The organism is Nakamurella sp. GG22, from assembly GCF_052976845.2.
Genome location: NZ_JBRIIO020000001.1, coordinates 18516 through 43327 on the forward strand (window position 1 = coordinate 18516; position 24812 = coordinate 43327).

The 24812-nt window shown below is 69.1% G+C and carries 24 protein-coding genes; 14 read left to right on the top strand and 10 right to left on the bottom strand.

From position 1 onward, the window contains the following. Positions 1 to 64: 64 nt before the first annotated feature. Positions 65 to 406: a DUF2200 domain-containing protein gene (locus tag ACVBEQ_RS00095; protein ID WP_447151380.1), complete on the top strand. Its 342-nt coding sequence runs from the start codon at positions 65 to 67 to the stop codon at positions 404 to 406. Between the two features lie 19 nt (positions 407 to 425). Further along, a complete protein-coding gene (locus ACVBEQ_RS00100) occupies positions 426 to 1064 on the top strand; it encodes a GNAT family N-acetyltransferase (RefSeq protein ID WP_447151381.1) in 639 nt (212 codons plus the stop codon). On the opposite strand, the gene ACVBEQ_RS00105 is transcribed toward ACVBEQ_RS00100, so the two are convergent. Then, positions 957 to 1370 carry a hypothetical protein gene (locus tag ACVBEQ_RS00105; RefSeq protein WP_447151382.1) on the bottom strand — a complete coding sequence of 138 codons (414 nt, stop codon included), beginning with the start codon at positions 1368 to 1370 and terminating at the stop codon, positions 957 to 959. The two genes, ACVBEQ_RS00100 and ACVBEQ_RS00105, sit on opposite strands and share 108 nt — an antisense overlap. Positions 1371 to 1469: 99 nt before the next feature. On the opposite strand from ACVBEQ_RS00105, the gene ACVBEQ_RS00110 reads away from it, so the two are divergent. Next, positions 1470 to 2057, top strand: a complete 588-nt coding sequence (locus ACVBEQ_RS00110) for a TetR/AcrR family transcriptional regulator (RefSeq protein WP_447151383.1) — start codon at positions 1470 to 1472, stop codon at positions 2055 to 2057. A gap of 48 nt (positions 2058 to 2105) precedes the next feature. Continuing rightward, positions 2106 to 2972 carry a DMT family protein gene (locus tag ACVBEQ_RS00115; RefSeq protein ID WP_447151384.1) on the top strand — a complete coding sequence of 289 codons (867 nt, stop codon included), beginning with the start codon at positions 2106 to 2108 and terminating at the stop codon, positions 2970 to 2972. A 16-nt stretch (positions 2973 to 2988) separates the two neighbouring features. On the opposite strand, the gene ACVBEQ_RS00120 is transcribed toward ACVBEQ_RS00115, so the two are convergent. From ACVBEQ_RS00120 to ACVBEQ_RS00130, 3 genes are all read right to left on the bottom strand, one after another. After that, positions 2989 to 3810, bottom strand: a complete 822-nt coding sequence (locus ACVBEQ_RS00120) for an FAD-binding oxidoreductase (protein WP_447151385.1) — start codon at positions 3808 to 3810, stop codon at positions 2989 to 2991. Further along, a complete protein-coding gene (locus ACVBEQ_RS00125) occupies positions 3803 to 4414 on the bottom strand; it encodes a sulfite oxidase-like oxidoreductase (RefSeq protein WP_447151386.1) in 612 nt (203 codons plus the stop codon). The genes ACVBEQ_RS00120 and ACVBEQ_RS00125 overlap by 8 nt, the downstream gene beginning before the upstream one ends. A 244-nt stretch (positions 4415 to 4658) precedes the next feature. After that, positions 4659 to 6188 carry an MFS transporter gene (locus ACVBEQ_RS00130; protein WP_447151387.1) on the bottom strand — a complete coding sequence of 510 codons (1530 nt, stop codon included), beginning with the start codon at positions 6186 to 6188 and terminating at the stop codon, positions 4659 to 4661. Between the two features lie 263 nt (positions 6189 to 6451). Between ACVBEQ_RS00130 and lon the strand changes: the two genes are divergently transcribed. Next, a complete protein-coding gene (lon, locus tag ACVBEQ_RS00135) occupies positions 6452 to 8845 on the top strand; it encodes an endopeptidase La (protein ID WP_447151388.1) in 2394 nt (797 codons plus the stop codon). Positions 8846 to 9012: 167 nt separating this feature from the next. After that, complete coding sequence (locus ACVBEQ_RS00140; protein ID WP_447151389.1) at positions 9013 to 9945, top strand: DNA-3-methyladenine glycosylase family protein; 933 nt, start codon at positions 9013 to 9015, stop codon at positions 9943 to 9945. On the opposite strand, the gene ACVBEQ_RS00145 is transcribed toward ACVBEQ_RS00140, so the two are convergent. Both ACVBEQ_RS00145 and ACVBEQ_RS00150 read right to left on the bottom strand, forming a co-directional pair. Continuing rightward, positions 9932 to 10519: a VldE C-terminal domain-containing protein gene (locus ACVBEQ_RS00145; RefSeq protein ID WP_447151390.1), complete on the bottom strand. Its 588-nt coding sequence runs from the start codon at positions 10517 to 10519 to the stop codon at positions 9932 to 9934. The two genes, ACVBEQ_RS00140 and ACVBEQ_RS00145, sit on opposite strands and share 14 nt — an antisense overlap. 98 nt (positions 10520 to 10617) lie before the next feature. Further along, positions 10618 to 12642, bottom strand: a complete 2025-nt coding sequence (locus ACVBEQ_RS00150) for a transglycosylase family protein (protein ID WP_447151391.1) — start codon at positions 12640 to 12642, stop codon at positions 10618 to 10620. A gap of 457 nt (positions 12643 to 13099) precedes the next feature. On the opposite strand from ACVBEQ_RS00150, the gene ACVBEQ_RS00155 reads away from it, so the two are divergent. From ACVBEQ_RS00155 to ACVBEQ_RS00175, 5 genes are all read left to right on the top strand, one after another. Continuing rightward, positions 13100 to 14461 (top strand): TrpB-like pyridoxal phosphate-dependent enzyme, encoded by a 1362-nt coding sequence (locus tag ACVBEQ_RS00155; RefSeq protein ID WP_447151392.1) that lies wholly within the window; start codon positions 13100 to 13102, stop codon positions 14459 to 14461. A 19-nt stretch (positions 14462 to 14480) separates the two neighbouring features. After that, the gene (locus tag ACVBEQ_RS00160; RefSeq protein ID WP_447151393.1) at positions 14481 to 14909 is read left to right on the top strand and encodes a cupin domain-containing protein; all 429 of its coding nucleotides are present in this window, start codon (positions 14481 to 14483) and stop codon (positions 14907 to 14909) included. 80 nt (positions 14910 to 14989) lie between these two features. Beyond that, complete coding sequence (gene kynA / locus ACVBEQ_RS00165) at positions 14990 to 15835, top strand: tryptophan 2,3-dioxygenase (protein ID WP_447151394.1); 846 nt, start codon at positions 14990 to 14992, stop codon at positions 15833 to 15835. Positions 15836 to 15885: 50 nt separating this feature from the next. Continuing rightward, the gene (locus tag ACVBEQ_RS00170; protein ID WP_447151395.1) at positions 15886 to 17127 is read left to right on the top strand and encodes a kynureninase; all 1242 of its coding nucleotides are present in this window, start codon (positions 15886 to 15888) and stop codon (positions 17125 to 17127) included. Beyond that, complete coding sequence (locus tag ACVBEQ_RS00175; RefSeq protein ID WP_447151396.1) at positions 17127 to 18032, top strand: PaaX family transcriptional regulator; 906 nt, start codon at positions 17127 to 17129, stop codon at positions 18030 to 18032. Before ACVBEQ_RS00170 ends, ACVBEQ_RS00175 begins: the two co-directional genes overlap by 1 nt. A gap of 30 nt (positions 18033 to 18062) precedes the next feature. Here ACVBEQ_RS00175 and ACVBEQ_RS00180 read toward each other — a convergent pair whose 3' ends face one another. Both ACVBEQ_RS00180 and ACVBEQ_RS00185 read right to left on the bottom strand, forming a co-directional pair. Beyond that, entirely contained in the window at positions 18063 to 18533 is a 471-nt protein-coding gene (locus ACVBEQ_RS00180) for a DUF3592 domain-containing protein (protein WP_447151397.1), read from the bottom strand. 99 nt (positions 18534 to 18632) lie between these two features. Continuing rightward, positions 18633 to 19175 carry a helix-turn-helix domain-containing protein gene (locus ACVBEQ_RS00185; RefSeq protein WP_447151398.1) on the bottom strand — a complete coding sequence of 181 codons (543 nt, stop codon included), beginning with the start codon at positions 19173 to 19175 and terminating at the stop codon, positions 18633 to 18635. Positions 19176 to 19231: 56 nt separating this feature from the next. Between ACVBEQ_RS00185 and ACVBEQ_RS00190 the strand changes: the two genes are divergently transcribed. From ACVBEQ_RS00190 to ligD, 3 genes are read left to right on the top strand one after another with little or no spacing between them, the layout of a single operon-like run. Next, positions 19232 to 20701, top strand: coding sequence for an alpha/beta hydrolase (locus ACVBEQ_RS00190; RefSeq protein ID WP_447151399.1), 1470 nt, complete (start codon positions 19232 to 19234; stop codon positions 20699 to 20701). 4 nt (positions 20702 to 20705) lie between these two features. Then, positions 20706 to 21377: an SDR family oxidoreductase gene (locus ACVBEQ_RS00195; protein WP_447151400.1), complete on the top strand. Its 672-nt coding sequence runs from the start codon at positions 20706 to 20708 to the stop codon at positions 21375 to 21377. Positions 21378 to 21407: 30 nt separating this feature from the next. Then, positions 21408 to 22433, top strand: coding sequence for a non-homologous end-joining DNA ligase (gene ligD / locus ACVBEQ_RS00200; RefSeq protein ID WP_447151401.1), 1026 nt, complete (start codon positions 21408 to 21410; stop codon positions 22431 to 22433). A 185-nt stretch (positions 22434 to 22618) separates the two neighbouring features. Here the strand turns inward: ligD and ACVBEQ_RS00205 are convergent, their stop codons facing one another. Together ACVBEQ_RS00205 and ACVBEQ_RS00210 are read right to left on the bottom strand one after the other, a co-directional pair. After that, positions 22619 to 23356 (bottom strand): glycosyltransferase family 2 protein, encoded by a 738-nt coding sequence (locus ACVBEQ_RS00205; RefSeq protein WP_447151402.1) that lies wholly within the window; start codon positions 23354 to 23356, stop codon positions 22619 to 22621. Next, complete coding sequence (locus tag ACVBEQ_RS00210) at positions 23356 to 24801, bottom strand: PIG-L family deacetylase (protein ID WP_447151403.1); 1446 nt, start codon at positions 24799 to 24801, stop codon at positions 23356 to 23358. The genes ACVBEQ_RS00205 and ACVBEQ_RS00210 overlap by 1 nt, the downstream gene beginning before the upstream one ends. Positions 24802 to 24812 lie beyond the last annotated feature (11 nt).

Below are 24812 nucleotides of genomic sequence, written 5' to 3' on the forward strand. Positions count from 1 at the left end.
CGGACCGCCGAACTCATCGCCGTCCGTCGGCTGACGGGTCCAGCGGGCTACTACGCTGCAGCCGATGAGCAGGATCTTCACCGTCAGTGTCGCGTCGGTCTATCCGCACTACGTCACCAAGGTGGAGCGGAAGGGTCGCACGAAGGCGGAACTGGACGAGGTCATCGAGTGGCTCACCGGTTTCGACGAGGCCGCGTTGCAGAAACACCTGGCCGACGGCACGACGTTCGAAGAGTTCTTCGCCGACGCGGATCTGAACCCCAACGTGTCCTTGATCAAGGGCGTGATCTGCGGGGTGCGCGTCGAGGACGTCGAAGACCCGTTGATGCAGAAGATCCGCTACCTGGACAAACTGGTCGACGAGCTGGCCAAGGGCAAGGCGATGCAGAAGGTCCTGAGGGCGTAGCGGTCCACGGGTGAGCGTCGTGACCACCGATCGGCTGATCCCGACACCGATCGGTCCGGAGCACACGGCCGACCTGATCCGGCTGCATTCCGACCCGAACGTCGCATACTGGAACGCCGGTAGCTGGTCCGCTTCGAAGGCGGGCGACTTCGCGAAGGAAATGCGACGGCGGTGGTCTCGGGACGGCGTGGGTAAATGGATTGCCCACCGCCGATCCGACGGGGCGCTGGTCGGACGCGGCGGACTCAGCCTCGCCGTGGTCGACGGACAACGCCGACCGGAGCTCGGCTGGGCCCTGCGCGACGCGATGCGCGGCCAGGGAGTTGCGACCGAGATCGGAGCGGCCGGACTCGACTTCGGTTTCGGCGTGCGCGGATTTCAGGAGATCGTCGCCAACACCGAGATCCACAACGTCGCATCCCGCGCCGTCATGGAACGGCTCGACATGACGTTCGTCAGGATCATCACCGCGCCGGGACTTGTCGAGGGCGCACCCGGTATTCGGGATGACGCGCCGTTCGCGCTCTACCGGATCGCCCGGCCGGCCGCCTCATTCCGCAACCAGCAGACCGATCCCCAGGGTCACCACGCCGCCGGCGAGCACCACGGCACCGCCGAAGACAAGGCCGATCCACCGGTTCGGCGCCGTCCGACCTGAGCCCATCGCCGAGAAGAAGAACCCCGCCGACATCGCGATCGCCGCGATCAGTGCACCGGTACCGGCGAGCCAGGCCAAGAACCCGGAGAGGTCGGTCGCGCCGGTCAGTATCAGGCAGACAAGCCCGAGGATCACCAGCACCCCGGCGTGCGCGTGGCCGGCCCGGAAGAAGGAGCGCTGGAAGTCCGTCAGCCCCATGTCTCGGCGCAGGGTTCGGACGAGGAACACGCCGCCGTACTCGATGCCGCAGATCGTCAGCAGCACGACGCCGGCCGTCGACCGAGCGGCTTCCGACAGTTCAATCACCACAACGCCTCCCACAGAGGTCGAAGAATCGGTCGGTCATCGGTAACATCGTTATAGAACAGCGTTACAGAACCCTTGTCAATCCCTTAGACTGCAGCGATGCCGCCGCCGAAGGTGCACGACGCCGCGTTGCGGGATGTGCTGCTGACGCAGACCTCGCGGCTGGTTGCCGAGCACGGCGCCGATGCGGTGAGCGTCCGGACCGTCGCCTCGGCGGCGGGAACCTCGACGTCGGCGGTCTACGCACTGTTCGGTAGCAGGGATCAGCTGCTGGCCGCCGTCGCCGCTGAGGCCGTCGCCCGCTTCGCGTCCCACCTGGCAGCGGTCGGTGATCAGGACGACCCGGTCGCCCGTCTCCTCGACCTCGGCAGGGCGTACCGGGCCAGCGCGTTGGCCGATCCGCACTTCTACCGGGTCATGTTCGGTGCGGGCACGGAACGGCTACGCGCCGCCGAGAAAGAACTCCCGACAACGTTTTCCGTGCTGCAGGAAGCGGCTCAACGCTGCATCGACACCGGCCGGTGTGCTACCGACGACGCCGAACGGATGGCCAACACGTTGTGGGCGCTGGTGCACGGCCTGGTGGAGTTGGAACTGGCGGGACTGGTCGACAGCGACCCCGTTGATCGTGCGTCGGCTTTTGACCGCGCGCTCCGCGATATCTGGCTGGGGTTCGCGGCGCGCTGACCGTCCCGGCGTGGCCGAACCGCCGAACCGGGATGCGAAACTGCCGCCATGCTCCTCGGCCTGCTGTTCGCCGTCCTGGCCTCCGTCGGTTCTGGAGTCGGCTCGGCCGTCGAGGCATTCGGCATCCGGCGTGCGGCGGCACACGGAGCGGGCCCGCGGGCGTTGGGACCTCTGCTGCGTGAACCGGTGTACTTCGCGGGGCTGGCGATCGACCTGCTCGGGTTCGTCTTCATGGTGCTTGCACTGCAGGTCCTGCCGCTGTTCCTCGTGCAGGCCATCGTCGCCTGCAGTGTCGGGGTGACGGCGCTGATCGTGGCCGCCACCGGCCGGCCGTTGGGCCGACCCGGGTGGATCGCGCTCGGCGCCTCGGTGGCCGGCCTGTTCCTGCTGGGCATCTCGTCGCAGGCCAGTGATGCCCCGCCGCTCGCCCCCGGCTGGCACTGGGTGTTGCTGGGCATGTCGGTACCGCTCGCGGCGATCGGGGTGGTCGCCGTACGTCTGCGGCCACCCTGGTCAGCGGTCCTGCTGGCGTTCGCCGCCGGCCTCGCCTTCACCTGCGTCGCGGTGGCATCGAGGGGCCTCAACGTCCCGGACTCCTTGTGGACCTTGGTGTCTCAGCCCGACCTGTGGGCCATCGTCATCGACGGCATACTCGGAACAGTGCTGTTCGCGTTGGCCCTGCAACGCGGCAAGGTCACCATGGTCGCCGCGGTCACCTTCACCACCAACACCGTTGTGCCGTCGGTGGTCGGCATCCTGGTGCTCGGTGATCAGGTGCGCTCCGGGTACGCCGGGGTGGCGACCGCCGGCTTCGTGGTGGCCGTCGGTGGCGCGGTCGCGCTCGCCCGCTACGCCGGTCCGTTGCCACCGGACGATGCCTCGCCGGCGGTCGCCGCCTCACCGGCGTCGGCATGATCGTCAGGCGGGCCGATCAACCGCTGGGGCCGAACCGCTCCACCCGGACATCGGCCGACGGGCAGCCGAGCTCGACCAGCAGGGTGCTGGCGAACTCGGCGAACACCGCCGACCCGCAGACGAACGTAATGGCATCGGGAACGACCAGCGGCCGCAGCTCGTCCGCCGACAACCTGCCCGCCGGCCGGCTCGGTTGATCGGTGCGGGACAGCGCGATGAACGCGCCGGCCGCGACCAGCTCGTCGGGGAACGGGAGGTCAGCCAGGGTCCGGGCGGACACCGCCAGCTTCAGCATCTCGGGCCGTCCGATCACGGCGGCGTGCCGCAGCATCGCGACCAGTGGGACGGCGCCGCTGCCGCCGGCGACCCCGACGGCCGGCATCGATCCGTCCCAGACGAACCAGCCGCCGATCGGGCCGCGCACCTCCAGTTCGTCGCCGGGCTGGACGACGTCGGCGAGGAAGCCGGACACCTCGCCGTCCTCGAGGCGCTCGACCCACAGCTCGACCAGCGGATCGGAGGGCGGTGACGCGACCGAGTAGGAACGCTGCGCCACATAGCCGTCATCCGCCCGCAGCCGCACGACGTAGTGCTGCCCGGGTATGTGGTCGATCCGGTCCGGGACGTCCAGGCGCAGCACCACCGACCGCGGCGTGGGGTGGCTGACCTCGGCCACCCGGGCGGTCCGCCACCCGCCGGTCGGCGCCGGCTTGGACTCGGGCCGCGGCCGCGCCAGCTGGGCGAGGGCGCCGCCGGGCGTCGCCCCGGCCAGGTCCATCGGGGCCGCCGCCCAGGTCGTCATCCCGCTGCTGGGCGGCGCGCCCGTGGTGTCAGTCACCCTGATACCTCTGCTCCTGCCATGGATCTCCGCGGTCGTGGTAACCGTTCCGCTCCCAGAAACCCTGCTGGTCGTGGTCGAGCAGGGTGATCCGGGAGATCCACTTGGCGCTCTTCCAGAAGTACAGGTGCGGGACGAGCATCCGCACCGGGCCGCCGTGCTCGGTCGGCAGCGGCTTGCCCTCGTGGCTCCACACCACCCAGGCCTTGCCGCCGGTGACGTCGTCGAGCGGGAGGTTCGTGGTGTATCCGGTGGAGGAGGTTGAGAGGATGAACGACGCCGTCGGCAGCGGTCCGGCCGCCTCCAGCAGCGTGTCGACGCTCACCCCGTCGAAGTTGGTCGCGAGCTTGGACCATGTTGTGACGCAATGGATGTCGCCCTCGTATCGGGATGCGGGCAGCGCGTGCGCCTCCGCCCAGGTCCACGTTGTCGGGGTCGACACCAGGCCGTCCACGGTGATGCTCCACCGCTCCGGGGCAATCCGCGGGGTGACCTCCGCGGTGAGCACCGGCCAGTCGGCACCGACGTCGTACTGACCGGGTGGCAGCCGCGGGTCACGCTCCTTGTGCGCGCGTCCGAAGAAACCCCGCGTGCTCGTCGCCATCGCTCCGCCTCTCTACGGTTGGGCGCTCGGTTGACCGCACGCCGGGCACGCCCGCGTCCACCGCGCGTTGATCATGGCGAAAGTCTCGCTGTTGACGGCGTGTCGAGGCAAGAGTGCGCGAGTTTCGTCATGATCAACAGTCGGTGGGGGTCGCGGGTTCAGCAGGGATGGGTGCGGGGCTCGGCGGGGATGGGTGCGGGGTTCAGCAGGGATGGGTGCGGGGCTCAGCAGGCACGGGCGGCGCTCAGCGGGGCTGGACGTGCGGGGCGAGCACCGGGCAGGCCGCACACTCGAACGACGGGTCGACCGCCGACGGGACCGCGCCACCGGGTTCCGGTGCCGGCGGCGGTGGGGTCCTGATCGTCAGGAACGCGAGCAGACCGCCTGCGGCGCAAAGGATCCCGGTGATCAGCGCGGCACGTTGGAAGCCCGCCGACAGCAGCGCGGGATCCGTGTATGCCTCCGGGGTGATCCCGGCGAGCGCGGGCAGCACGGCCACCGCGAGCAGCCCGGCGACCCGGGCGACGTCGTTGTTGATGGCCGAGGCGATCCCGGCCTGATGGTCCGGCGCGGCGGCCAGCACCGTCGAGGTCAGCGGCGCCACGGTGAAAGACAGGCCGAAGCCGAACAGCAGCATCGGTCCGATGACGTCGCCGACGTAGGTCGATCCGGGTCCGACCCTGGTGAGCCACACCATCGCGAGCCCGGCGATGATCGGCCCGATGGTCATCGGCAGGCGCGGACCGATCCTTGCGGAGAGCCGGCCCATCCGCGCGGACAGCAGCAGCATCATCACGGTGATCGGCAGGGTTGCGGCGCCCGCCTGCACCGGGCTGAAGCCGGCCACCAACTGCAACTGCACGGGCAGCAGGAACAGCGTGCCGGCCAGCGCCGCATAGACCGTGAAGGTGACGATGTTGGCGGACGTGAACTGTTTGGAGCGGAACAGCCCGAGCGGCAGCAGGGGGTCCGCTTTCCGCCCCTCGAGCACCACGAATGCGATCAGCACGACCACACCGGCCGCGGTGATCATGATGTCGATCGGAGCCCACTCGCTGCCCGGTCCTTCGGTCAGTCCGTACACGAGCGCGCCGAGGCCGAACGACGCGAGGATGGCACCGGAGACGTCGAGCTTGCCGGTCGCCATCTCATCCCTTGATTCGGGGATGTACCGGTTGCTGACGATGATCACCACCGCGGCGATCGGCAGGTTGATCAGGAAGACCAACCGCCACCCCCAGGGTGCGACCCCGACCAGGACGCCGCCGAGGATGGGCCCGAAGGCCGTCGCCACCCCACCGAGTCCGGACCAGGCGCCGACCGCGGTCGATCGGTCCTCCTTGCGGAAAGAGGCCTGCAGGATCGCCAGCGATCCCGGCATCAGCAGCGCCGCGCCGGCGCCCTGCAGGGCCCGCATGGCGATGAGCACCTCGGTGCCGGGAGCGAGCGCGCAGCCGACCGACGCCGCGGTGAACCACAGCACGCCGATGACGAAAACCCGCCGGCGGCCCATCCTGTCGCCCAGCGACCCGCCGAGCAGCAACAGTCCGGACAGCGTCAGCGTGTAGGCGTTAAGGGTCCACTGCAGGCTCGTCAGGCCACCGCCCAGATCTTCGCCGATCCGCGGCAGGGCGACGTTGACCACGGTCCCGTCGAGCTGGGCGAGCCCGCTGCCGAGCACCGTCGCGGTGAGCACCCACTTGGCCCGGGCCGTCCCGTAGACGAGCGGCTCGTCGTCACCCGACCTCACCTTGTCGCTGCCTGCACGTGACACCCGCGCACCGCCATCCTTGTCGACTGGTCGGGGCAACAGCGCGAACTCGAAAGTTACTCCCGCTCGGGATTGATTCTGCGGGCGCGAAGCCGAGTTGACCATGGTCGCGGGCCACCGGTATCGAGCCACCCCGGTCGTCGTCGACCGATTCCCTGTCGCATCGGTCGCTCCCGTTCGCCGTCAGCGAAGCCATGAGCGTTCACGGAACAAACACCCGCCCGTGCGCATTGAGTCAGACACGCTCAACTTGAAGGGTGAACCACATGTCAGATATCCGCCGGTTGCCGGTGCTCTCGCTCACCGACGTTGTCGTCCTGCCCGGGATGGTCGTTCCGATCGAGCTCGACGAGCCCGCACAGGCCGCCGTCGACGCAGCCAAGTCCGCGCACCCGGGCGACGCTGCCGATGCCGCCGATGGCATCGGTGAGCTGCTGCTCGCCCCCCGGCTGCAGGATCGTTATTCCGCCTACGGCGTCGTCGCCACCATCGAGCAGGTCGGCCGACTGGCCGGCGGCGCACCCGCCGCGGTGCTGCGTGCCGGTCGGCGCGCACGCATCGGCACCGGGGTCAGCGGCCCAGGTGCCGCGCTCTGGGTGCAAGCCGAACTGGTCGACGACGCGCCCGTCACCGACCGGGAGAAAGAGCTTGCCGCAGAGTACAAATCACTGGTCATTGCCAACCTGCAGAAGCGCGACGCCTGGCAGGTCATCGACACCGTCGAGAAGATGACGGACCCGTCGGTGCTGGCCGATTCGGCCGGCTGGGCGCCGTACCTGACCAACGAGCAGAAGCGCGAGGTCCTCGAGACCCCCGACGTCACCAAGCGTCTGGAGCTGCTGATCAAGTGGACACGTGATCACCTGGCGGAGATGGACGTCAGCGAGAAGATCGGCAAGGACGTCCGCGAAGGCATGGAGAAGAGCCAGCGCGAGTTCCTGCTGCGCCAGCAACTGGCCGCCATCCGCAAGGAGCTCGGGGAAGTGACGGCCGACGGTACTGGTGATTTTCCGGCAGACTTCCGCACCCGCGTCGAGCAGGCCGATCTGCCCGAGAAGGTCCGCGAGGCCGCGCTGCGCGAGGTCGGCCGGCTCGAGCGGGCCAGCGACCAGAGCCCGGAATCCGGCTGGATCCGCACCTGGCTCGACACGGTGCTCGAGATCCCGTGGCAGGAGAAGACCGACGACAACACCGATGTCACCGCCGCGCGCGAGGTGCTGGACGCCGACCATCACGGTCTGGATGACGTGAAGGACCGCATCGTCGAATACCTGGCTGTCCGCAGCCGGCGCGCGCAGCGCGGCCTGCAGGTGGTCGGCGGCCGCGGTTCCGGTGCCGTGATGGTGCTGGTCGGGCCGCCCGGTGTCGGCAAGACCTCGCTCGGCGAGTCGGTGGCACGCGCATTGGGACGGAAGTTCGTCCGTGTCGCGCTCGGCGGCGTCCGGGACGAGGCGGAGATCCGCGGTCACCGCAGGACCTACGTCGGCGCACTGCCCGGACGGATCGTCCGTGCTGTCACCGAGGCCGGTTCGATGAACCCCGTCATGCTGCTCGACGAGATCGACAAGGTCGGCGCCGACTACCGGGGCGACCCGGCGGCTGCCCTGCTCGAGGTCCTGGACCCGGCGCAGAACCACACCTTCCGGGATCACTATCTCGACATCGACCTCGACCTGTCCGACGTGCTGTTCCTGGCGACGGCCAACGTCCTGGACACCATCCCGTCCGCGCTGCTCGACCGGATGGAACTGATCACGATGGACGGGTACACCGAGGAGGACAAGGTCGCGATCGCCCGCACCCACCTGCTCCCCCGGCAGGTCGAGCGCGCCGCGCTGAACCCGGACGAGGTCGAACTGACCGACGCCGCGCTGCGCAAGATGGCCGCCGATTACACCCGCGAGGCGGGTGTGCGGCAGCTGGAGCGGTTGCTGGCCAAGGTGTTCCGCAAGGTCGCCACGAAGCTCTCGACCGGCGCGCAGGCGCCGATCGTGGTCGACGAGCCGGACCTGCGAGAGCTGATCGGCCGTCCGCGGTTCACCTCCGAGACGGCAGAGCGCACCGCGGTCCCGGGTGTGGCCACGGGTCTCGCGGTGACCGGGATGGGCGGCGACGTGTTGTTCATCGAGGCCAACGGTGTGCCGACGGCCGAGTCCGGTCAGGGCAGTCTGACGTTGACCGGACAGCTCGGTGACGTGATGAAGGAGTCGGCGCAGATCGCGCTGTCCTACATCCGGTCCCACGCCGAGGAGCTCGAGATCGACCGCACCGCACTGGATCGCCGCATCCACCTGCACGTTCCGGCCGGTGCCGTCCCCAAGGACGGGCCGTCGGCGGGCGTGACGATGGTGACCGCACTGGTGTCACTGGCGACCGGTCGGCCCGTCCGCTCGGACGTCGCGATGACCGGTGAGGTCACGCTGAACGGCCGGGTGCTGCCGATCGGCGGAGTCAAGCAGAAGCTGCTGGCCGCCCAGCGTGCAGGCGTGACGACGGTCTTCATCCCGGCCCGCAACGAGCCGGACCTGGACGACGTGCCGGCGGAGGTCCTCGAGGCCCTGACGGTGCACCCGGTCAGCGATGTCGCACAGATCCTGGCGCAGGCGCTGGAGCCGGCGGCAATGGCGGTCGACGCGGCGCCCGTGGTGAGCGCAGCCTGACGGCTGGCGCACCGCATCGCATGCGACAGCGGAGATGCCCGGAATCGGTTCAACCGGTTCCGGGCATTTCTGTGTCGCTAGGTTTAGGGAGTCGTTGAACCAGTGCCCGGTTCGTCCCGTAATGGCCCCCAAATGGCACTGTCGGTGGTCGGGGCCATGATGCCGACATGAACACTTTCACGATCGTCCCGAGCGGTGCGTACAGCCTGCGGGAGTCCGCCGAGTTCGGATTCGGCGGGCGGGCGGCCGACCGTTTCGACGGCGTCATGCGGATGGCTTTCTGCCTGGACGGGTACCGGACGCAGGTCGGCGTGGAACTGCGTCAGGACAGCGCCGGTGTGCACGGCGTGGCTCATTCCGCCGCGGCGGACGGCGGCCGGGTGGACGTCCCGGCGGTCCGCGACCAGGTCGCCAGGGTGCTGTCACTCGACCACGACGCTGCGGGTTTCGCCGACGTCGGCCGCCGGGATCCGGTGATCGGGCAGCTCCAGGAATTGGCGCCAGGGCTTCTGCCGCCGCTGTTCTACTCGCCGTACGAGGCGGCGGTCTGGTCCGTGATCAGTGCCCGCCGGCCTGCCGCGCAGATGGCCGAAGTCCGGCGGCGGCTCTCCGAGCAACACGGCGCCGTGGTCATGCTGGCCGGACAACGCCTCGCCGCGGTTCCGACGCCCGCGAAACTGCTTCAGGTGGCGGAATTCCCCGGCCTCACCGGCGAGAAGCTCGAGCGGTTGCACGGGATCGCTCGCAAGGCGATGAGCGGGACGCTCGACACCGCACGGCTGCGGCACATCGGCCCGGAGGCGACCAACGACGACATGCAGCGAATCAAGGGCATCGGCCCGTTCTACGCCTCGCTGATCACCATCCGGGCGGTCGGGTTCACCGACGTCGCACCGGCCGACGAACCGCTGCTCCGGGACTTGGTCACCCAGCTGTACCGGTTCCCGGAGCCGTGCACCCGCGATCAGTTCCTCGAGATCGCCGAGGCTTGGCGGCCGTACCGGACGTGGGCGGCGGTCCTGGTGAGGGCCGCATCGTCACGGCTCGCCGACCCACCGGCGGCGCGCCGGCGGGCCGGCGCGCAGGTCAGTAGAAGCTGACGTGGATGTGATCCATGTGGCAGCCGGTGATGTTGGTCGGGTCGGGACAGCCGTACACGGTCGAGTAGTACGGACCCCAGGCAGCGGGTCGCCCCGCGTTCCAGATCTGGTTCTGCCAGATCACGTAGTTGATGCCGAGCTTCGCCTGGTTCGCCACCAGCCAGTTGGCCAACTGCCAGCCGACCGCCCGGCCGGTGCTGGTCGTGTAGTTCTGCATGAGGTCGCAGGCCTTGCCCAGCGGATGGTCGGAGGTCGGGTTCCAGGCGTGTTCATCCCAGCAGCGCACCCGGGCCAGCGGCAGCAGACCGGTCGACAACGCCGCCCGCAGACCGACATCCGTGCGCGCCGTGATCAGCGCGGCGCCGCCGCCCTGGAAACTGAAGTCGGGGATCGACTTCGTCTGCGGCGTCCAGCTCCGGTTGGTCGTCAAACCGGACGGCACGTAGCCGACCGCGCTGCCGCCCAGACCGGTCAACCCGGACGGGATCGCCGCACCGGAGCCCGGCCCGCTGGTGCCCGCCGAGGCCGGCCCGACAACGACGGACAGCAACGCCGCGGCAATGACGACGACCAATGCTCCCGCACCAGCTCTGCGCCCTGCCGGGCTGCGACGCCCGACCCGACGACGTGCCGGACTCAGACCCCGGATCCCGCTACTGCCCCCCTGGCGAATCACCTGACGACCTCCGTTCTGCAAGCGATCGGGGCGGTGGAAAGCCCACCGGCTTTGTCGATTTCGTACAGGCACACTTCGTTCGAGCCGGGCGCGAAGGTGATCGCGTCGGTGAACCCCAGCGGGACACTGCCCCCGGCGTCCGGCAGATCGGGCCGTGCCGTCGCAGCCAGCACGTCGTGCGTCACGCCGTTCACGGTGATCCGCACCCACGAGCCGCGGGGTGTTGCAGCCGCATCGGCAATCCACCCGGTCAGGGTCCCGATCCTGCCGTTCATCTGGAGTGCCTCCAGCGCCCCCTTCGCCACCGGCGGCGCGACCGGCGTGGTCTGCACGGTCGACGGCGGCGCACCGGTGGTCATCGAAACGCTGCCGCTGGTCCCGGTCGACGCGCCGAAGGATCCGGGAACCGTTGTGGTCGGCACACTCTCGACGGACGCCGACCCGGTGGTGCTGGTGGACGTGGTCGGTGCTGCGGTGGTCGGTGCCGGCTCCGTGGTGGTGCCGGACTCCGGCGCAGAAGATGTCGGTGCAGCCGAAGTCGCTGCTGCGGTGGTCGCTGCTGCGCTGGACGGCGGTGCTGCAGTGGTTGCAGGATCGGCCGACGCAGATGTCGATGCAGAGGCGGCGGACGTTGCCGACGGGACCACCGTCGAAGGATCTTCCGGTGGTGCAGCGGCGGCCAGTCGCTGCAGGGTCGGCGCGACCGCATTCACGGTGCGGCAGGACACCAGGGTGTTGTTGCCCGCCGTCACCCCGATCGCGTAGACGCAGACCTTGTTCGCCCCTGCCAGGAGCGGAACCTGCTTCAGGAAACCGTGACTCCCGGACACCGCGTGCACGCGATTGACGTCGGCGCGCAGGCGATCCGCCGTGAGGGAGTAACCCCGGCCGTTGACGTAGACGTGCACCCGGATCGACGTGCTCGAGGAGTTGGGATCGAGCACCCAACCACCGACGGAGCCGGTCAGCCCGGACGCGGTCAACTTGTCGAACGAGCCGATCGGTGGATAGCGGGTCATCACCGTCGCGCACCGCAGCTTGGGGTTGCCATCCCCGGTCAGGTCGATGCCGTACGCGCACACCTGGTTCGACCCGAGTCGGAGCGGAACGGTCTCGGAAAGCCCGTGGCTTCCGGTGATCCCGAAGATGCGGTTGACGTCGGATCGGCTCTTGTTGGCCAGCCGGCTGTACCCCGTGCTGTTGACGTAGATGTGCACCCGGTTCGAGGTGCCCGGCACGTTCGGGTCGTAGGACCAGCCCTTGACCGACACGACCCCTTCTGTCGACACCATCGAGTCGATGGAGCCGCGCGGCGCGGCCGGGACGGGACGGACCGAGCGGCAGCCCATGCTGCGTTCGTTGCCCTTGGTACCGATTGCCCAGACACAGATCTCGTTCGACCGGCCCTGAGCGAGCGGCACGCTGACCACGAAACCGTGCGCGCCGCTGATACCGAAGATCCGGTTGATATCTGACCGACTGCGATTGGCGGTGTACTTGCTGCTGGCCCCGTTCACCGAGATGCGAATGCCGATGGACACGCTGGGTGCCGCGGTGTCATAAGCCCAGCCGACCACCCGGGCCGCGACCGTCGACGGCACGGCACTGTCGAAGGTCCCCTTCAGCGCTGCGGTCCCGCCCGTCAGACCGACGATCGCCGCGCACGCCCACGGTGACCAACCGCGCTGCCGCCACAATTCCAGCGCGAGCGCGTCCTGCGTCGCCTTACTGGCCTGGTGCGGATATCCCGTGCCACCCACACTTCTCCAGGTTCCGAGGTCGAACTGGTAGGCGCCGTAGTAGCCGTTGCCGGTGTTGATCGTGTAGTTGTCGCCCGACTCACAGACCCTCAGGCGCTGCCAATCACTCGCCGACGGGTCGGCGGCGGCAACGTTGCCACCCGGGATGAATGACAGTGCCAGGACAAGGCCGACCGCAAGGGCCAGCGCAGTCAGCGCTGATCGGGTGACCGTCCCGGTCGACCTCTCGGCACGCACTGCATCGGCATCGAAAAAGCGCACTGTGGTATCCATTCCCGACGTTTGTCGTGGGTTTGTTCACGTGCCGAAATTCGCCGCGCGGCGGCCCATTCGGCGGGGTGGCCAGGTATCGAACGTGACCCGGCCGATACAGCACTGTGACAGTCAGGACCATAAGCCCTCTCTCCCAGACCTTGCCGGGATTCACCCGGAGGACCCTGAGCACCCCCTTGATGGTTGCCGTTTCGGTGATGGCCCGATCTCATTGGGTTGGCGCACGGGTGAAGGACGGCGCATTGTGCGAGTCGCTGGTCACGCAACGTGGATGGCCCTTCCGCGACACGCCTCCGTTCGTATCATTCGCGATCCTGATCGGGAGAAATCGCCGCAGGGGACGCCTTTGGGTTCCCGGTGATCGGATTGCACCCGCGCGTCGGGCGTGGCTGGGTTAGCCTCAGCACCTCGGGCCGGCGGCGGCCCTTCATGCGAGGCGGTTCCCATGGGCGTCCGGCAGCACAAGTACCTGCTCGATGAATCACAGCTGCCGACGAACTGGTACAACATCGTGCCCGACCTTCCCGCTGCTCCACCGCCTCCCCTGCACCCGGGCACGCACGAGCCCGTCGGCCCGGCCGATCTCGCGCCGCTGTTCCCGATGGACCTGATCCTGCAAGAGGTCTCGACCGAGCGGTACATCCCCATCCCGGAAGAGGTGCAGGACATCTACCGGCTGTGGCGGCCGTCGCCGCTCTACCGGGCGCACCGCCTGGAGCAGGCGCTCGGCACGCCCGCCCGGATCTATTACAAGTACGAGGGCGTCTCCCCCGCCGGATCCCACAAGCCGAATACCGCCGTCCCGCAGGCGTACTACAACTTCAAGGCCGGAATTCGGAAGCTCACGACAGAGACGGGAGCGGGCCAGTGGGGCACCGCACTCGCCTTCGCCTGCGCACTGTTCGGCATGGAGTGCGAGGTGTGGCAGGTCGGCGCCTCCTACGACGCGAAGCCGCACCGCCGGACCTTGATCGAGACGTTCGGCGGAACGGTCCATCGGTCGCCCTCTCAGCTCACCTCGGCCGGACGGTCGTTCGCCGCCGACCACACCGGTTCACTGGGCATTGCCATTTCCGAGGCCGTTGAGGTGGCGGCTCAGGCTGCCGACACCAATTACGCACTGGGCTCGGTGCTCAATCATGTGCTGCTGCACCAGACGGTCATCGGCGAGGAAGCCCTGCTGCAGTTGGCGATGGCCGGCGAGACGGGCGCGGACCTCGTGGTCGGCTGTACCGGCGGCGGCTCCAACTTCGGGGGTCTGGCATTCCCGTTCCTGCGCGAGAAGATGGCCGGCCGGCAGAGCCCGGTGATCCGCGCCGTGGAACCGGCATCCTGCCCGTCGCTCACCCGCGGCGAATACCGCTACGACTTCGGCGACACCGCCGGCTTCACCCCGCTGATGAAGATGCACACCCTGGGACACGATTTCGTACCCGACCCCATCCACGCGGGCGGCCTTCGCTACCACGGCATGGCACCGCTGATCTCGCACATCTACGAGCTCGGGCTGATGGAAGCCATCGCGATCGAGCAGACCGAGTGTTTCGCGGCGGCGATCACCTTCGCTCGCACCGAGGGCATCGTGCCGGCCCCGGAACCGACCCACGCGCTGGCCGCGACGATGGCGGAGGCACTCGCCTGCAAGGAGTCCGGCGAGGAGAAGGTGATCGTGACCGCGCTGTGCGGACACGGCCTGCTGGATGTTGCCGCCTATGACGCCTATCTCGGCGGCCGCATGGTGGATTCCGGCCTGTCGGACCAGGATCTCAGTACCGCACTGGCTGCCGTTCCGGTGCTGGCCGGCTGAGGTGTCCGACGGTCGGGCGGTGGCGGCCGCGCTGGACCTGGCCCGGCTACCGCTCGAGGGCGGCCTCTTCCGGCGGACCTACCTCGGGGAAGGCATGTCCGCCATCCTGTTCCTGCTCACCGACGGCGACTTCTCCGCGATGCACCGGCTCGCCGCCGACGAGATGTATTTCCACCACGCCGGTTCGCCGCTGGACATGCTGCTGATCGATCCCGACGGCGCGCACCGCCGGGTGAGCGTCGGGGGCGATCCGGCGGCCGGGGGCACACCGCAGCTCCTGGTGCCGGCGAACTGGTGGCAGGGATCGTCGGCCGCGGGGTCATGGAGCCTGGTCTCGACGGTCGTGACGCCGGCATTCGACTGGTCGCTGTTCGAACCGGGTGGCCGGGACGCGCTGATGGAACAGTGTCCCGCTGCGGCGGACCGGATCACTGAACTGACCCGTTGATCGTGCTCGCTCGTATTGCGGACTCTTGACGACCGTCACGTCATCGCACTACAGTGTTGCCGAACCCGCGGGAGGTGGGCATGACCGAACAGAACATCCGACCGCTCGAGGACGGCATCGAACGCGACCTGCGCGGATTGAACTACGGCAGCTACCTGCACCTGGACGAACTGCTCGGTGCCCAGCAGCCGCTGTCGGATCATCACGACGAGATGCTGTTCATCGTGGTGCACCACACCACCGAGCTGTGGATGAAGCTGGTCATCCACGAGATCCGCTCGGCCATGGCACTGATCGCCGACGACCAACTCGGGCCGGCGCTCAAGCGACTCGCCAGGGTCAAGCACGTCCAACGGCAGATGACCGATCAATGGTCCGTGCTCGCCACTCTGACGCCCACCGAGTACTCGCAGTTCCGGCATCGCCTGGGCAAGTCCTCCGGTTTCCAGTCGGCGCAGTACCGCACGCTGGAATTCCTGCTCGGTAACAAGAACCCCGCGATGGTGGCCGTTTTCGCACACGACCCGATCGTCCAGCGCCAACTCGAATCCGACCTGCACAGCCCGAGCCTGTACGACGTGTTCCTGTCCTACCTGGCCCGGCGCGGTTATCCGATTCCCGACGCACTCCTGCACCGGGATTACGCGCGACCGCACGAATTGAACACCGATCTGGTGCACGTGTTCGCCGACGTCTACAACGACCCGGAACATCAGTGGGACGTCTACGAGACCTGCGAGGAACTCGTCGACATCGAGGACACGTTCCAGACCTGGCGATTCCGGCATCTGAAGACGGTCGAGCGGATCATCGGTTACAAGAAGGGCACCGGCGGCTCGTCAGGGGTCGCATTCCTGACCCGGGCCCTGTCCCTGACATTCTTTCCCGAACTGTTCGCTGTCCGTACCGAAATCGGGAACAGCTGAACACCCTCCGCGTCGCGGCGCTCCGGCAACGATCGAAAGGCACTCAGCACATGACCGTGCAGTACCCGCTCACCCGGACGAACCTGTCCCGCGAGGATGCCGTCGCACTGGACCGGTCCGACCCGTTGCGCGAATTCCGGCAGCGCTTCGTACCGCAGACCGATGACGTGGTGGCCTATCTCGACGGCAACTCGCTCGGCCGCCCCCTGGCGAGCATCCCGGAAGCGTGGGCCCGGTTCGCCGCCGACCAATGGGCCGGCCGGCTGATCCGCGGCTGGTCCGAGGGTTGGATGGAACTGCCGCAGGTCGTCGGCGACGAACTGGCCGCTGCTGCCCTCGGCGCCGCCGCCGGCCAGACCGTGATCGCCGACTCCACCACCGTCAACTTCTATAAGGCGATGCGAGCGGCACTGAACCTGCGGCCCGATCGGCGCCGGATCGTGCTGGATCGGGACAACTTCCCCACCAACCGGTACGCCGCCGAATCGCTGGCCCGCGACCTCGATCTGGAGCTCGTCTGGCTGCAGGCGGGACCGTCGAGCGGGGTGACCGCGGACGACGTGGCCGCGGCGGTGGATGACCGCACCGCCGTCGTGACATTGAGCCACATCGCCTATCAGTCAGGCTATCTCGCGGACGTCGGACGGATCACCGAGATCGCCCACGCGGCAGGGGCGGTGGTGGTCTGGGACCTGTGCCATTCCGTCGGATCCGCCGAGATCGCCCTTGACGCCTGGGATGTGGACTTCGCGGTCGGCTGCACCTACAAGTTCGTCGGAGCGGGCCCCGGTGCACCGGCCTTCAGTTACGTCAATGCCCGTCACCACGACGACATCGACCAGCCCATCTGGGGATGGCTGGGCCGCCGCGATTCCTTCGAGATGGAGCAGGGATACCTGCCCGCGGCGGGCATCAGGTCGATGCTCTCGGGCACCCCGCCGATCCCGGGCATCCTCGCCGTCCGCGAAGGAGCGGCGGTCATCGCCGAGGCCGGTATCGACGCAATTCGGACGAAGGCCGTCGCGCTGACCGAGATGACGGTGGCGCTCGCCGACGAATGGCTGGTACCGCTGGGTTTCTCGGTCGGATCACCGCGGGACAGCGCCCGGCGCGGCGCCCACGTCAGCATCAACAGGCCCGACGCCAGAGACGTCTGCGCCCGGTTGATCGGCGCCGGCGTGCTGGTGGATTTCCGGGCACCGCACACGATTCGGATCGGACTGTCACCGCTGCCGCTGCAGTTCGCGGAGGTCTGGGACGCGATGGCCGCGATCCGCACGCTGACCGCCTGATGCCCAGGCCGACCGGCTCGGCCGTGCTGCCGCCCGATCGAGCGGGCTCACCGGGATCGCTCATCGTGTCCTTCGCCGGAGCGTTCCTCCGGGACATCGGCGGCTGGATCGCGGTGGCCGACCTGATCAGTTGCCTGAACGAGGTGGGCGTCGCGGAGCCGTCCGTGCGGCAGGCACTGGTCCGGCTCAAGTCCCGAGGTTTCCTCGCCGCGGACCGCCGCGGCCCCGACGCCGGCTACCGCCTCACACCGGCCGGGCTGCACGATCTCGCCACCGGGGACCGGCGGATCTTCCGCTCGCCCGCCGCAACGGAGCAGGACGGCTGGGTGCTGGCGATCTTCTCCGTGCCCGAGTCGGACCGGCACCTGCGGCACCGCCTGCGCACCGAACTGTCCTGGCTGGGCTTCGGCACGGTCGGCCCCGGAGTGTGGATCGCCCCGCGCCCGCTCGCCGAACCGGCGCGCGACCTGCTGACGACAGCCGAACTCGACGGATACGTCACCTGGTTCGCCGCACATCGGCTGGCGGCACAGGACCCGACCGCAAGGGACATCGCCGGGTGGTGGGACCTCGAAGCGCTCCGCGGGCAGTACGACGAGTTCCTCCGGGCGCACCGCGGCAGCCGGACCGAACGCCGACGCAGCGACGCCGATGCGTTCGTCGAGTACCTGCGGATCATCGATCAATGGCGGCTCTTTCCGCGGATCGACCCCGGCCTGCCCGCTTCGCTGTTGCCCGCGGACTGGCCGGCGGCTGAGGCCTGGGACCTGTTCCGCACCGTGCGGGAGAGCTGCGCCGTACCGGCTCTGCGGCACGTTGCCGACGTGGTCGGCTCGGACCTCCGCCGGGACGGTCACCGGGGTGGGCACGCCGTCACACCGACTGCGGACCCGATCGCCCGGTAGCGGCCGCGCCGATCCGAGGCACCCGGCGGATCAGACGTCGAACAGCACCAGCACGAAGATCAGCGTGGTCATCAACGCCAGGAACCAGATCGTCCCGATCAGCACCTTCGACGCGGTGGCCAGCGGACTTGCGATGTTCTTCAGCGATTCGGGCGAAATGCACGCCCGGGTCGGGTCTTTCGGGTCGTGGTAGACACCCACCAGGGCGCCGATGCGCGGTAGGCCGGCGGCGTGAATACGGGAGGTGAAGGTGATCTCCCGCCCATCGGTGGACTGGAAGGTGATCGTCGGCTGCCGAACAGGCAGCACCTTCCCGTCCGGCGTGCGCTTCTTGCGGCGCCAGGTGCGCTCGTCGACGACGACGCCGCGTGCCTTCAGCCAGCCGTCGGGAACGGTGGTGATCATCCGGTCGACGCCGGTCTCGCGGACCTGGCGGGTACCGAAGACGGCCACGATGAATACAGGCAGGACCAACAGGATCAGGCCCAACCATGCCGGCATCTCTCGATGATGCCTACTGCACGGGCGGATCGCACCATCGCCGCACTGCGTCCCGCCGACCGGCCCCACCGATACCGGACGCGGGGACAGATATCCCGCTCACCGGTCAGGTTTTTCCGGCGGAACCGGGAGCAGGACCGTGCTCAGTATCCGCCGTGCACGGTCGGGGGCGGGCCCGTTGACCGCCCGGGCCTGGACCACGGCGCCGATATCGGCGACCATCTCGGCGAGTTCCTCGGTGGTCAGCCACAGCCCCACGCTCCGGTAGCCGGCGCCGTCGCGCTCGAGGTCGACGTCACCGGTGTCGACGTAACGGTCGACATCGGCGAGCAGGCCGGCCAGGAACGTCATGAAGGCCCGTCGATGGTCTTCCGGTGACATCTCCCGGAGGTCCTCGTCGCTGACCTGGGCGTCCTGCACCGACAGGGCGTAGGTCCGCTCGACCGTGCCTCGCACCGGGCGCTCCCCGACGACCACCAGCACCCCGGCCTTCGCCAGGGTCGCGACCTGTCGGTACAGCGTCGCTGCCGGAACGCCGTCCATCTCGGCGAGCAGCTCTCCGGTGGTGAGCTGACGGTCGCCCAGAAACGCCTGCACGATGCGCAGCCGGAGTGGGTGCAGGAGCAGATCCGCTGAGGACACACAGCCACCATCTCATAGATGCTATTATTCTCATATTTGCGAATGGAGGAGGCGGAATGGCACAGATTGAGATGGACGCATCCGGGGTGCGGATCGCACTGACCAGGGGCGACCGGTGGGTGGCCCTGCTGCGGCGGGATGTCATCGTCCCGTGGGACTCGATCCGGGACGTCGAGGTGGTGGCGGAGCCGATGCGGCTGGTACGGGGACTGCGCGCTCCCGGTCTGTCCCTGCCCGGTCGCACCAAGATCGGAATCTGGCGGAAGTCGGGCCGGAAGACGTTGGCCGTCACCCGCAGGGGGCGTCCGGGTCTCCGACTGCGGCTCAGGAACCACGGTTACGAGCAGATCCTGCTGTCCGTGCCGGACGGCGCCGGGCTCGCGGACCGGATCGGCCACGGCATCGATGCCGGCGCAAGCGGCGGCACCGGGGCAAGCGGCCGACCGGCCGGCACGATCGAGCGCCCGATCACCTTCCTCTCCGACGGCGTCCCGCTCGGCGGAACCGTGCAACTTCCGGCGCCCGGTCGCCCCGTCGCTGCCGCCGCAGTGATCGTCACCGGATCGGGCCGGCTCGACCGCGACGCGAATGAGCGGCGCGCCCCGCTCACCGTGAGCCGGGACCTTGCGGCCGCACTGGCCGGGGCCGGTGTGGCATCGCTCCGCTACGACAAACGTGGCGTCGGCGCATCCGCTGGCGACTACCTCCGGTCTGGCGTCGAGGACAACATCGCCGACGCCCGTTCCGCGCTGTCAGCACTGGCGGCCCAGCCGGAGTGCACCGGCGTTCCGACCGTGCTGATCGGTCACAGCGAGGGCGCGATGATCGCCACCGCGGTGGCCGCCGACAGCGACCCGGGTCAGTCCGCGAGCCGGTCCGCGCTGCCGACCGCGGATCAGCACGCCGCCGCCGACGGTCTCGCCGGCGTCATCCTGCTGGCCGGACCGGCCAAGACCGGCGAACAGACCGTCATCTGGCAGGCGCAGCGCATCGCGCCCGCCCTGCCGAAAGTGGCGCGAGCTGTGCTGAAGATGCTCCGCACGACACCGGAGAAGCAGCAGCGGAAGGCGCTACGGAAGATCACCGCCGCCGATGGCGACGTCGCCCGGATGCAGGGGGTCAGGGTGAGCGCCAAGTGGTTCCGGGAATTCCTCGCCTTCGATCCGGTGCCGCTGCTCGCCCGGATCACCGTGCCGGTGCTGGCCATCACCGGCGACAAGGACCTGCAGGTTGATCCGGATGATCTCGACGTCATCGCGGAGACCGTTCCCGGCCCGGTGACGGTGGACCGGGTCCCGAACCTGAGCCACATCCTGCGCCGCGACCCGAACCCGCCCACCCTGGGCGACTACCGCAGGCAGATGCGCGAGCCGGTTGACGCCGTGGTACTCGAGGAGATCGCCCGCTGGATCACCGATCTGGCGCGGTCCGACGAGCCGACCGCGCCGTCCGGGACCGGCGCGGCAGGTCGCGACGGCGACCGGGGGGACGAACCCGGTGAAGCCGCGGAGCTGTCGGTACGGTGAGCGCATGAGAGTGGTCATCGCAGGAGGACACGGGAAGGTCGGGCTTCGGCTCGCACGGCTGCTGGGCGAGCGGGAGGCGCATCCCGTCGGCCTGGTCAGGAAGGTCGAACAGGAGGCCGAACTGGTCGCCGTCGGCGCTCATCCGGAGGTCTTCGACCTGGAGTCCGGGTCCGCCGCGGACCTCGCCGAGATCCTTCGCGGCGCCGACGCGGTGGTGTTCGCCGCCGGTGCCGGGCCGGGCAGCGGCGCCGCCCGGAAGGACACCGTCGACCGTGGCGGGGCTGTCCTGCTGGCCGACGCGGCGGAACTGGCCGGCGTCCGCCGGTACGTCATGGTGTCGGCGATCGGTGCCGATGACGGCCCCGGTCCCGACCACGACGAGGTGTTTGCCGCCTACATCACCGCGAAAAAGGCGGCGGACGACGACATTCGGGGTCGGGACCTGGACTGGACGATCCTCCGGCCCGGTGGGCTGACCACCGCGTCCGGGACCGGGCTGGTTCATCTGGCCGAACACACCGAACGTGGGCAGATCTCCCGGGAGGACGTCGCCGCGGTCATCCTGGCGCTGCTGGACGAACCCCGGACGGCGGGTCTGTCGCTCGATCTCGTCGGAGGCGACACACCCATCGACGAGGCGGTCGCCGGCCTGGTCGGTGCGGGTTCGTCGGAGTAGTTGCCCAGTGGATCTGCACCGTGGACTCGGATGGGTGGCGGGGTAGCCGTGGCCGGCAAGCGGGACACCAGCGAACCGGTCGAACTGACCGTCGGCGAGCGCACGGTGCGGATCACCCATCCCGAGCGGGTCTACTTCCCCGCGACCGGCGCCACCAAGCTGGATCTCGCGCACTACTACCTCAGCGTCGGTGACGGCATCGTCCGCGCGCTGCGCGAGCGGCCGTGCATGATGCACCGGTTCCCCGAGGGCTTGAGCGGCGAGAAGGTGCACCAGAAGCGACTGCCCCGCGGCGCGCCGCCGTGGGTGGAGACGGTGAACGTGTTCTTCCCGCGCTTCAAGCGCACCGCGGACGAGCTGTGCGTCACCGAATTGGCGAGTGTGCTGTGGGCGGTGCAGATGTCGACCGTGGAGTTCCATCCGTGGAACTCGCGACGGGCGGACACCGAGAAGCCCGACGAGTGGCGGATCGACCTCGACCCGATGCCCGACTGCGACTACCCGCGGATCCGCCGCGTCGCGCACGTCGCACAGGAGGTGCTGGACGAACTCGGTGCGGTCGGCTGGCCCAAGACGTCCGGCGGCAAGGGCATGCACATCTACGTACGGATCGAGCCACGCTGGGGATTCGCCGACGTCCGCAGGGCCGCATGGGCTTTCGCCCGCGAGGTGGAACGCAGAGCGCCGGATGACGTCACGACGACCTGGTGGCGGAAGGACCGCGACCCGCGCAAGGTCTTCGTCGACTACAACCAGAACGCCCGGGACCACACGATCGCGAGCGCGTACTCCGTCCGCGGGGTGCCGCAGGGCACCGTCTCCACCCCGCTGCGCTGGGACGAGATCGACGACGCGCTGCCCGCCGACTTCACCATGGCCACCGTCCCGGCGCGGTTCGCCGAGTTGGGCGACCTGCACGCCGGCATCGATGACGCGGTTTTCTCCATCGAGCAACTGCTGGAATGGGCCGAGCGGGACGAACGCACCGGCGACGCCGACCCGGGCGACCCGGACGCCGCCGATCCTGAGACAGTCAAGCTGGACGAGAAGGCCTGATCGGCGTCGCGCGGCCCGCCGCCGACTGCCACCACAGCAGGGACTTTCAGCCCTGCAGAGCCGAAAAGCCCTGCTGGAACGACACTCGACCAGGTGGTGGGGTGCGTCGGCCCGACCCGGGGGCGGGGGCGGTGGCGTGCGGGACCGGGCGGCCGGGGCGAGCGCACCGCAACCCCGCGCGACCCTTACGCCTCCCGGGGGAGCTCCGCCTCATCGGCCAGGGTTCCCAGGTACCTCGCCATACCGTCCGGGGCCCGGCCCGACATCCGGCTGCTGGTGAGCACCGGGCTCGAACCGGTACTGACCACCCGGCCGCCGAGCTGCCGGACGGCCGCCGCGAGCAGCACGTCCTCGTGGACGGCGATCGGCTGGAAACCGCCTGCTGCGCGGTAGATATCACCGCGCAGCCCCAGGTTGGCGCCGTGCACGTGCGGGTGCCCGTCACTGACCTGATGACGGAGCCGCCACGCGGACAGCAATCCGGCCTCGAGTTCCGCCGGATCGGGTCGGACTGTCCCCAGCACCAGGTCAGCGCCCGACCGGGCCAGACCGAGCTGGGTGCACAACCAGTCCGACGGCACCGCTGAGTCCGCGTCGGTGGATGCGATCCACACTTCGCTGGGCCGGACGCCCGCGAGCAACTCGGTGCGCAGGACATGGTCGACTCCCGTACGCCTTGCAGCGCCGACCATCCCGACCTCGGACGCCAGCACCTCGACACCCCGACGCCGGCGGGCGATGCGCAGCGTCCCGTCGGAACTGTCGTCGACCACCACGATGATGCGGACGCGGGGAGCGATGGTGTTCGCCCGCAGCCGGCCGATCGATGCGGTGACCGACGCCAGACATCTGGGCAACAATGTCTCTTCGTCGCGCGCGGGGATCACCACCGCGATGGTTGCGAGGTCGACGGTCGGGATCATCACCCCAGCAGGCCCTCTCGTCGTGCCACGGACTGTGCGGGCGGCCGGACGAGGACGTCGAGGCGGAAGTCCTCCTCGATGTGCTCGGAGAGGATCTGTAGGCCGGACTCCCGACGCAGCTGGTCGTGCACCTCGTCGCCGGTCAACGGGTAATCGGCCACCGGATGACGCCAGTGGCAGGCGACCAGGACACCGTCGTCGGTCAACGATTCGACAGCGCGGCGGATCAGCACGGACAGGTCGTGCGCATCGCAGTAGTACCCGATCTCGGACATCACGACGAGGTCGAACGGTCCGGCGGGCCAGTCCGCTGGCACCCCCAGCTGTTGCAGCACAACGTTTTCCATGCCGGACAATCGACGCTTGGCCCGCTCCAGCGGCGCAGCCGCGATGTCGGTCGCCAGCAGCCGATCGCAGCGCTCGGCCAGTTCCGCGGTGAGCACGCCGATCGCGCAACCCGGCTCGAACGCGGACGCAAAGCGTTCCCGCGGCAAGCTGGCCACCGTCAGCGCACGTTTACGTCTCTCGTACCAACGACTCTCGAACCCCCAGGGGTCGTCACCTCCGGTGTAGAAGTCGTCGAAGTACGCCCGGTCGAGACTGCTGCCCTGCAAGGAGGCGGACTCGCCCGAGCGCTCGACCGACACGTCCACGAACACCTCGACGGGCCGGCCGAAGTGAGCGAGGAACGGCTGCTGCACCACCGCCTCGTCGCCTACTGCCGGGGAGAGCGGCAACAGCTGTGAGCGATACTCGCCGACAGCTACATCCTTTGCCCTGAAGGCAGTTTCAGACAGAAGGTGGCCAGCCAGCAGATCGCTGCGCAGCGTGCCGTCGCCCGGACGCGCCCAGTGCCACGCCCACACCGGGTATTCCAGCAGCCGGCAACCATGGTCGGCGGCAACCCGGAGTGCGGCCTCGGAGGCGGCAGCGTGATCGGGATGGCGGTCCGCACTCCACGGGGCCACCAGCAGCGTGTCGGCAGCCCGACGAGCGGATCCGGCCTCGACGACAAGCCGGTCCACCGCGGACCCGATCTCGACGACAAGCCGGTCCACCGCCGAACCGATTGCCCCGTCGGGGATGTCGAGTTGCCGGACGACAGCGGCCGGGGCGAGCCGGTCGACCGCGGCCAGCACCTCCGACCGGCGGATCTCGGCCAACCGGGTGGCTGAATGGCTCGGCGACTCGGGATGGGACGCCTCGCCCGCGGAGGCGACGACGACCGTCACCGGGATCCCGCGGGCCGCCGCGTCGGCGATCAATCCACCGGCGCCGAGGGTTTCGTCGTCGGGATGGGCGGCGACGACGACCAGCGCAGCGACACCGCCGAGGTCGACGGGCGGCAGATCGTTCCACAGCCCCGAGTCGGCCCACAGTGCCTCAGCGGTACCGGGATCACGGTGATCGAACGCGTCCTCAGCACCGTGATCCTGCCGGACCACCGCGCCCCGAG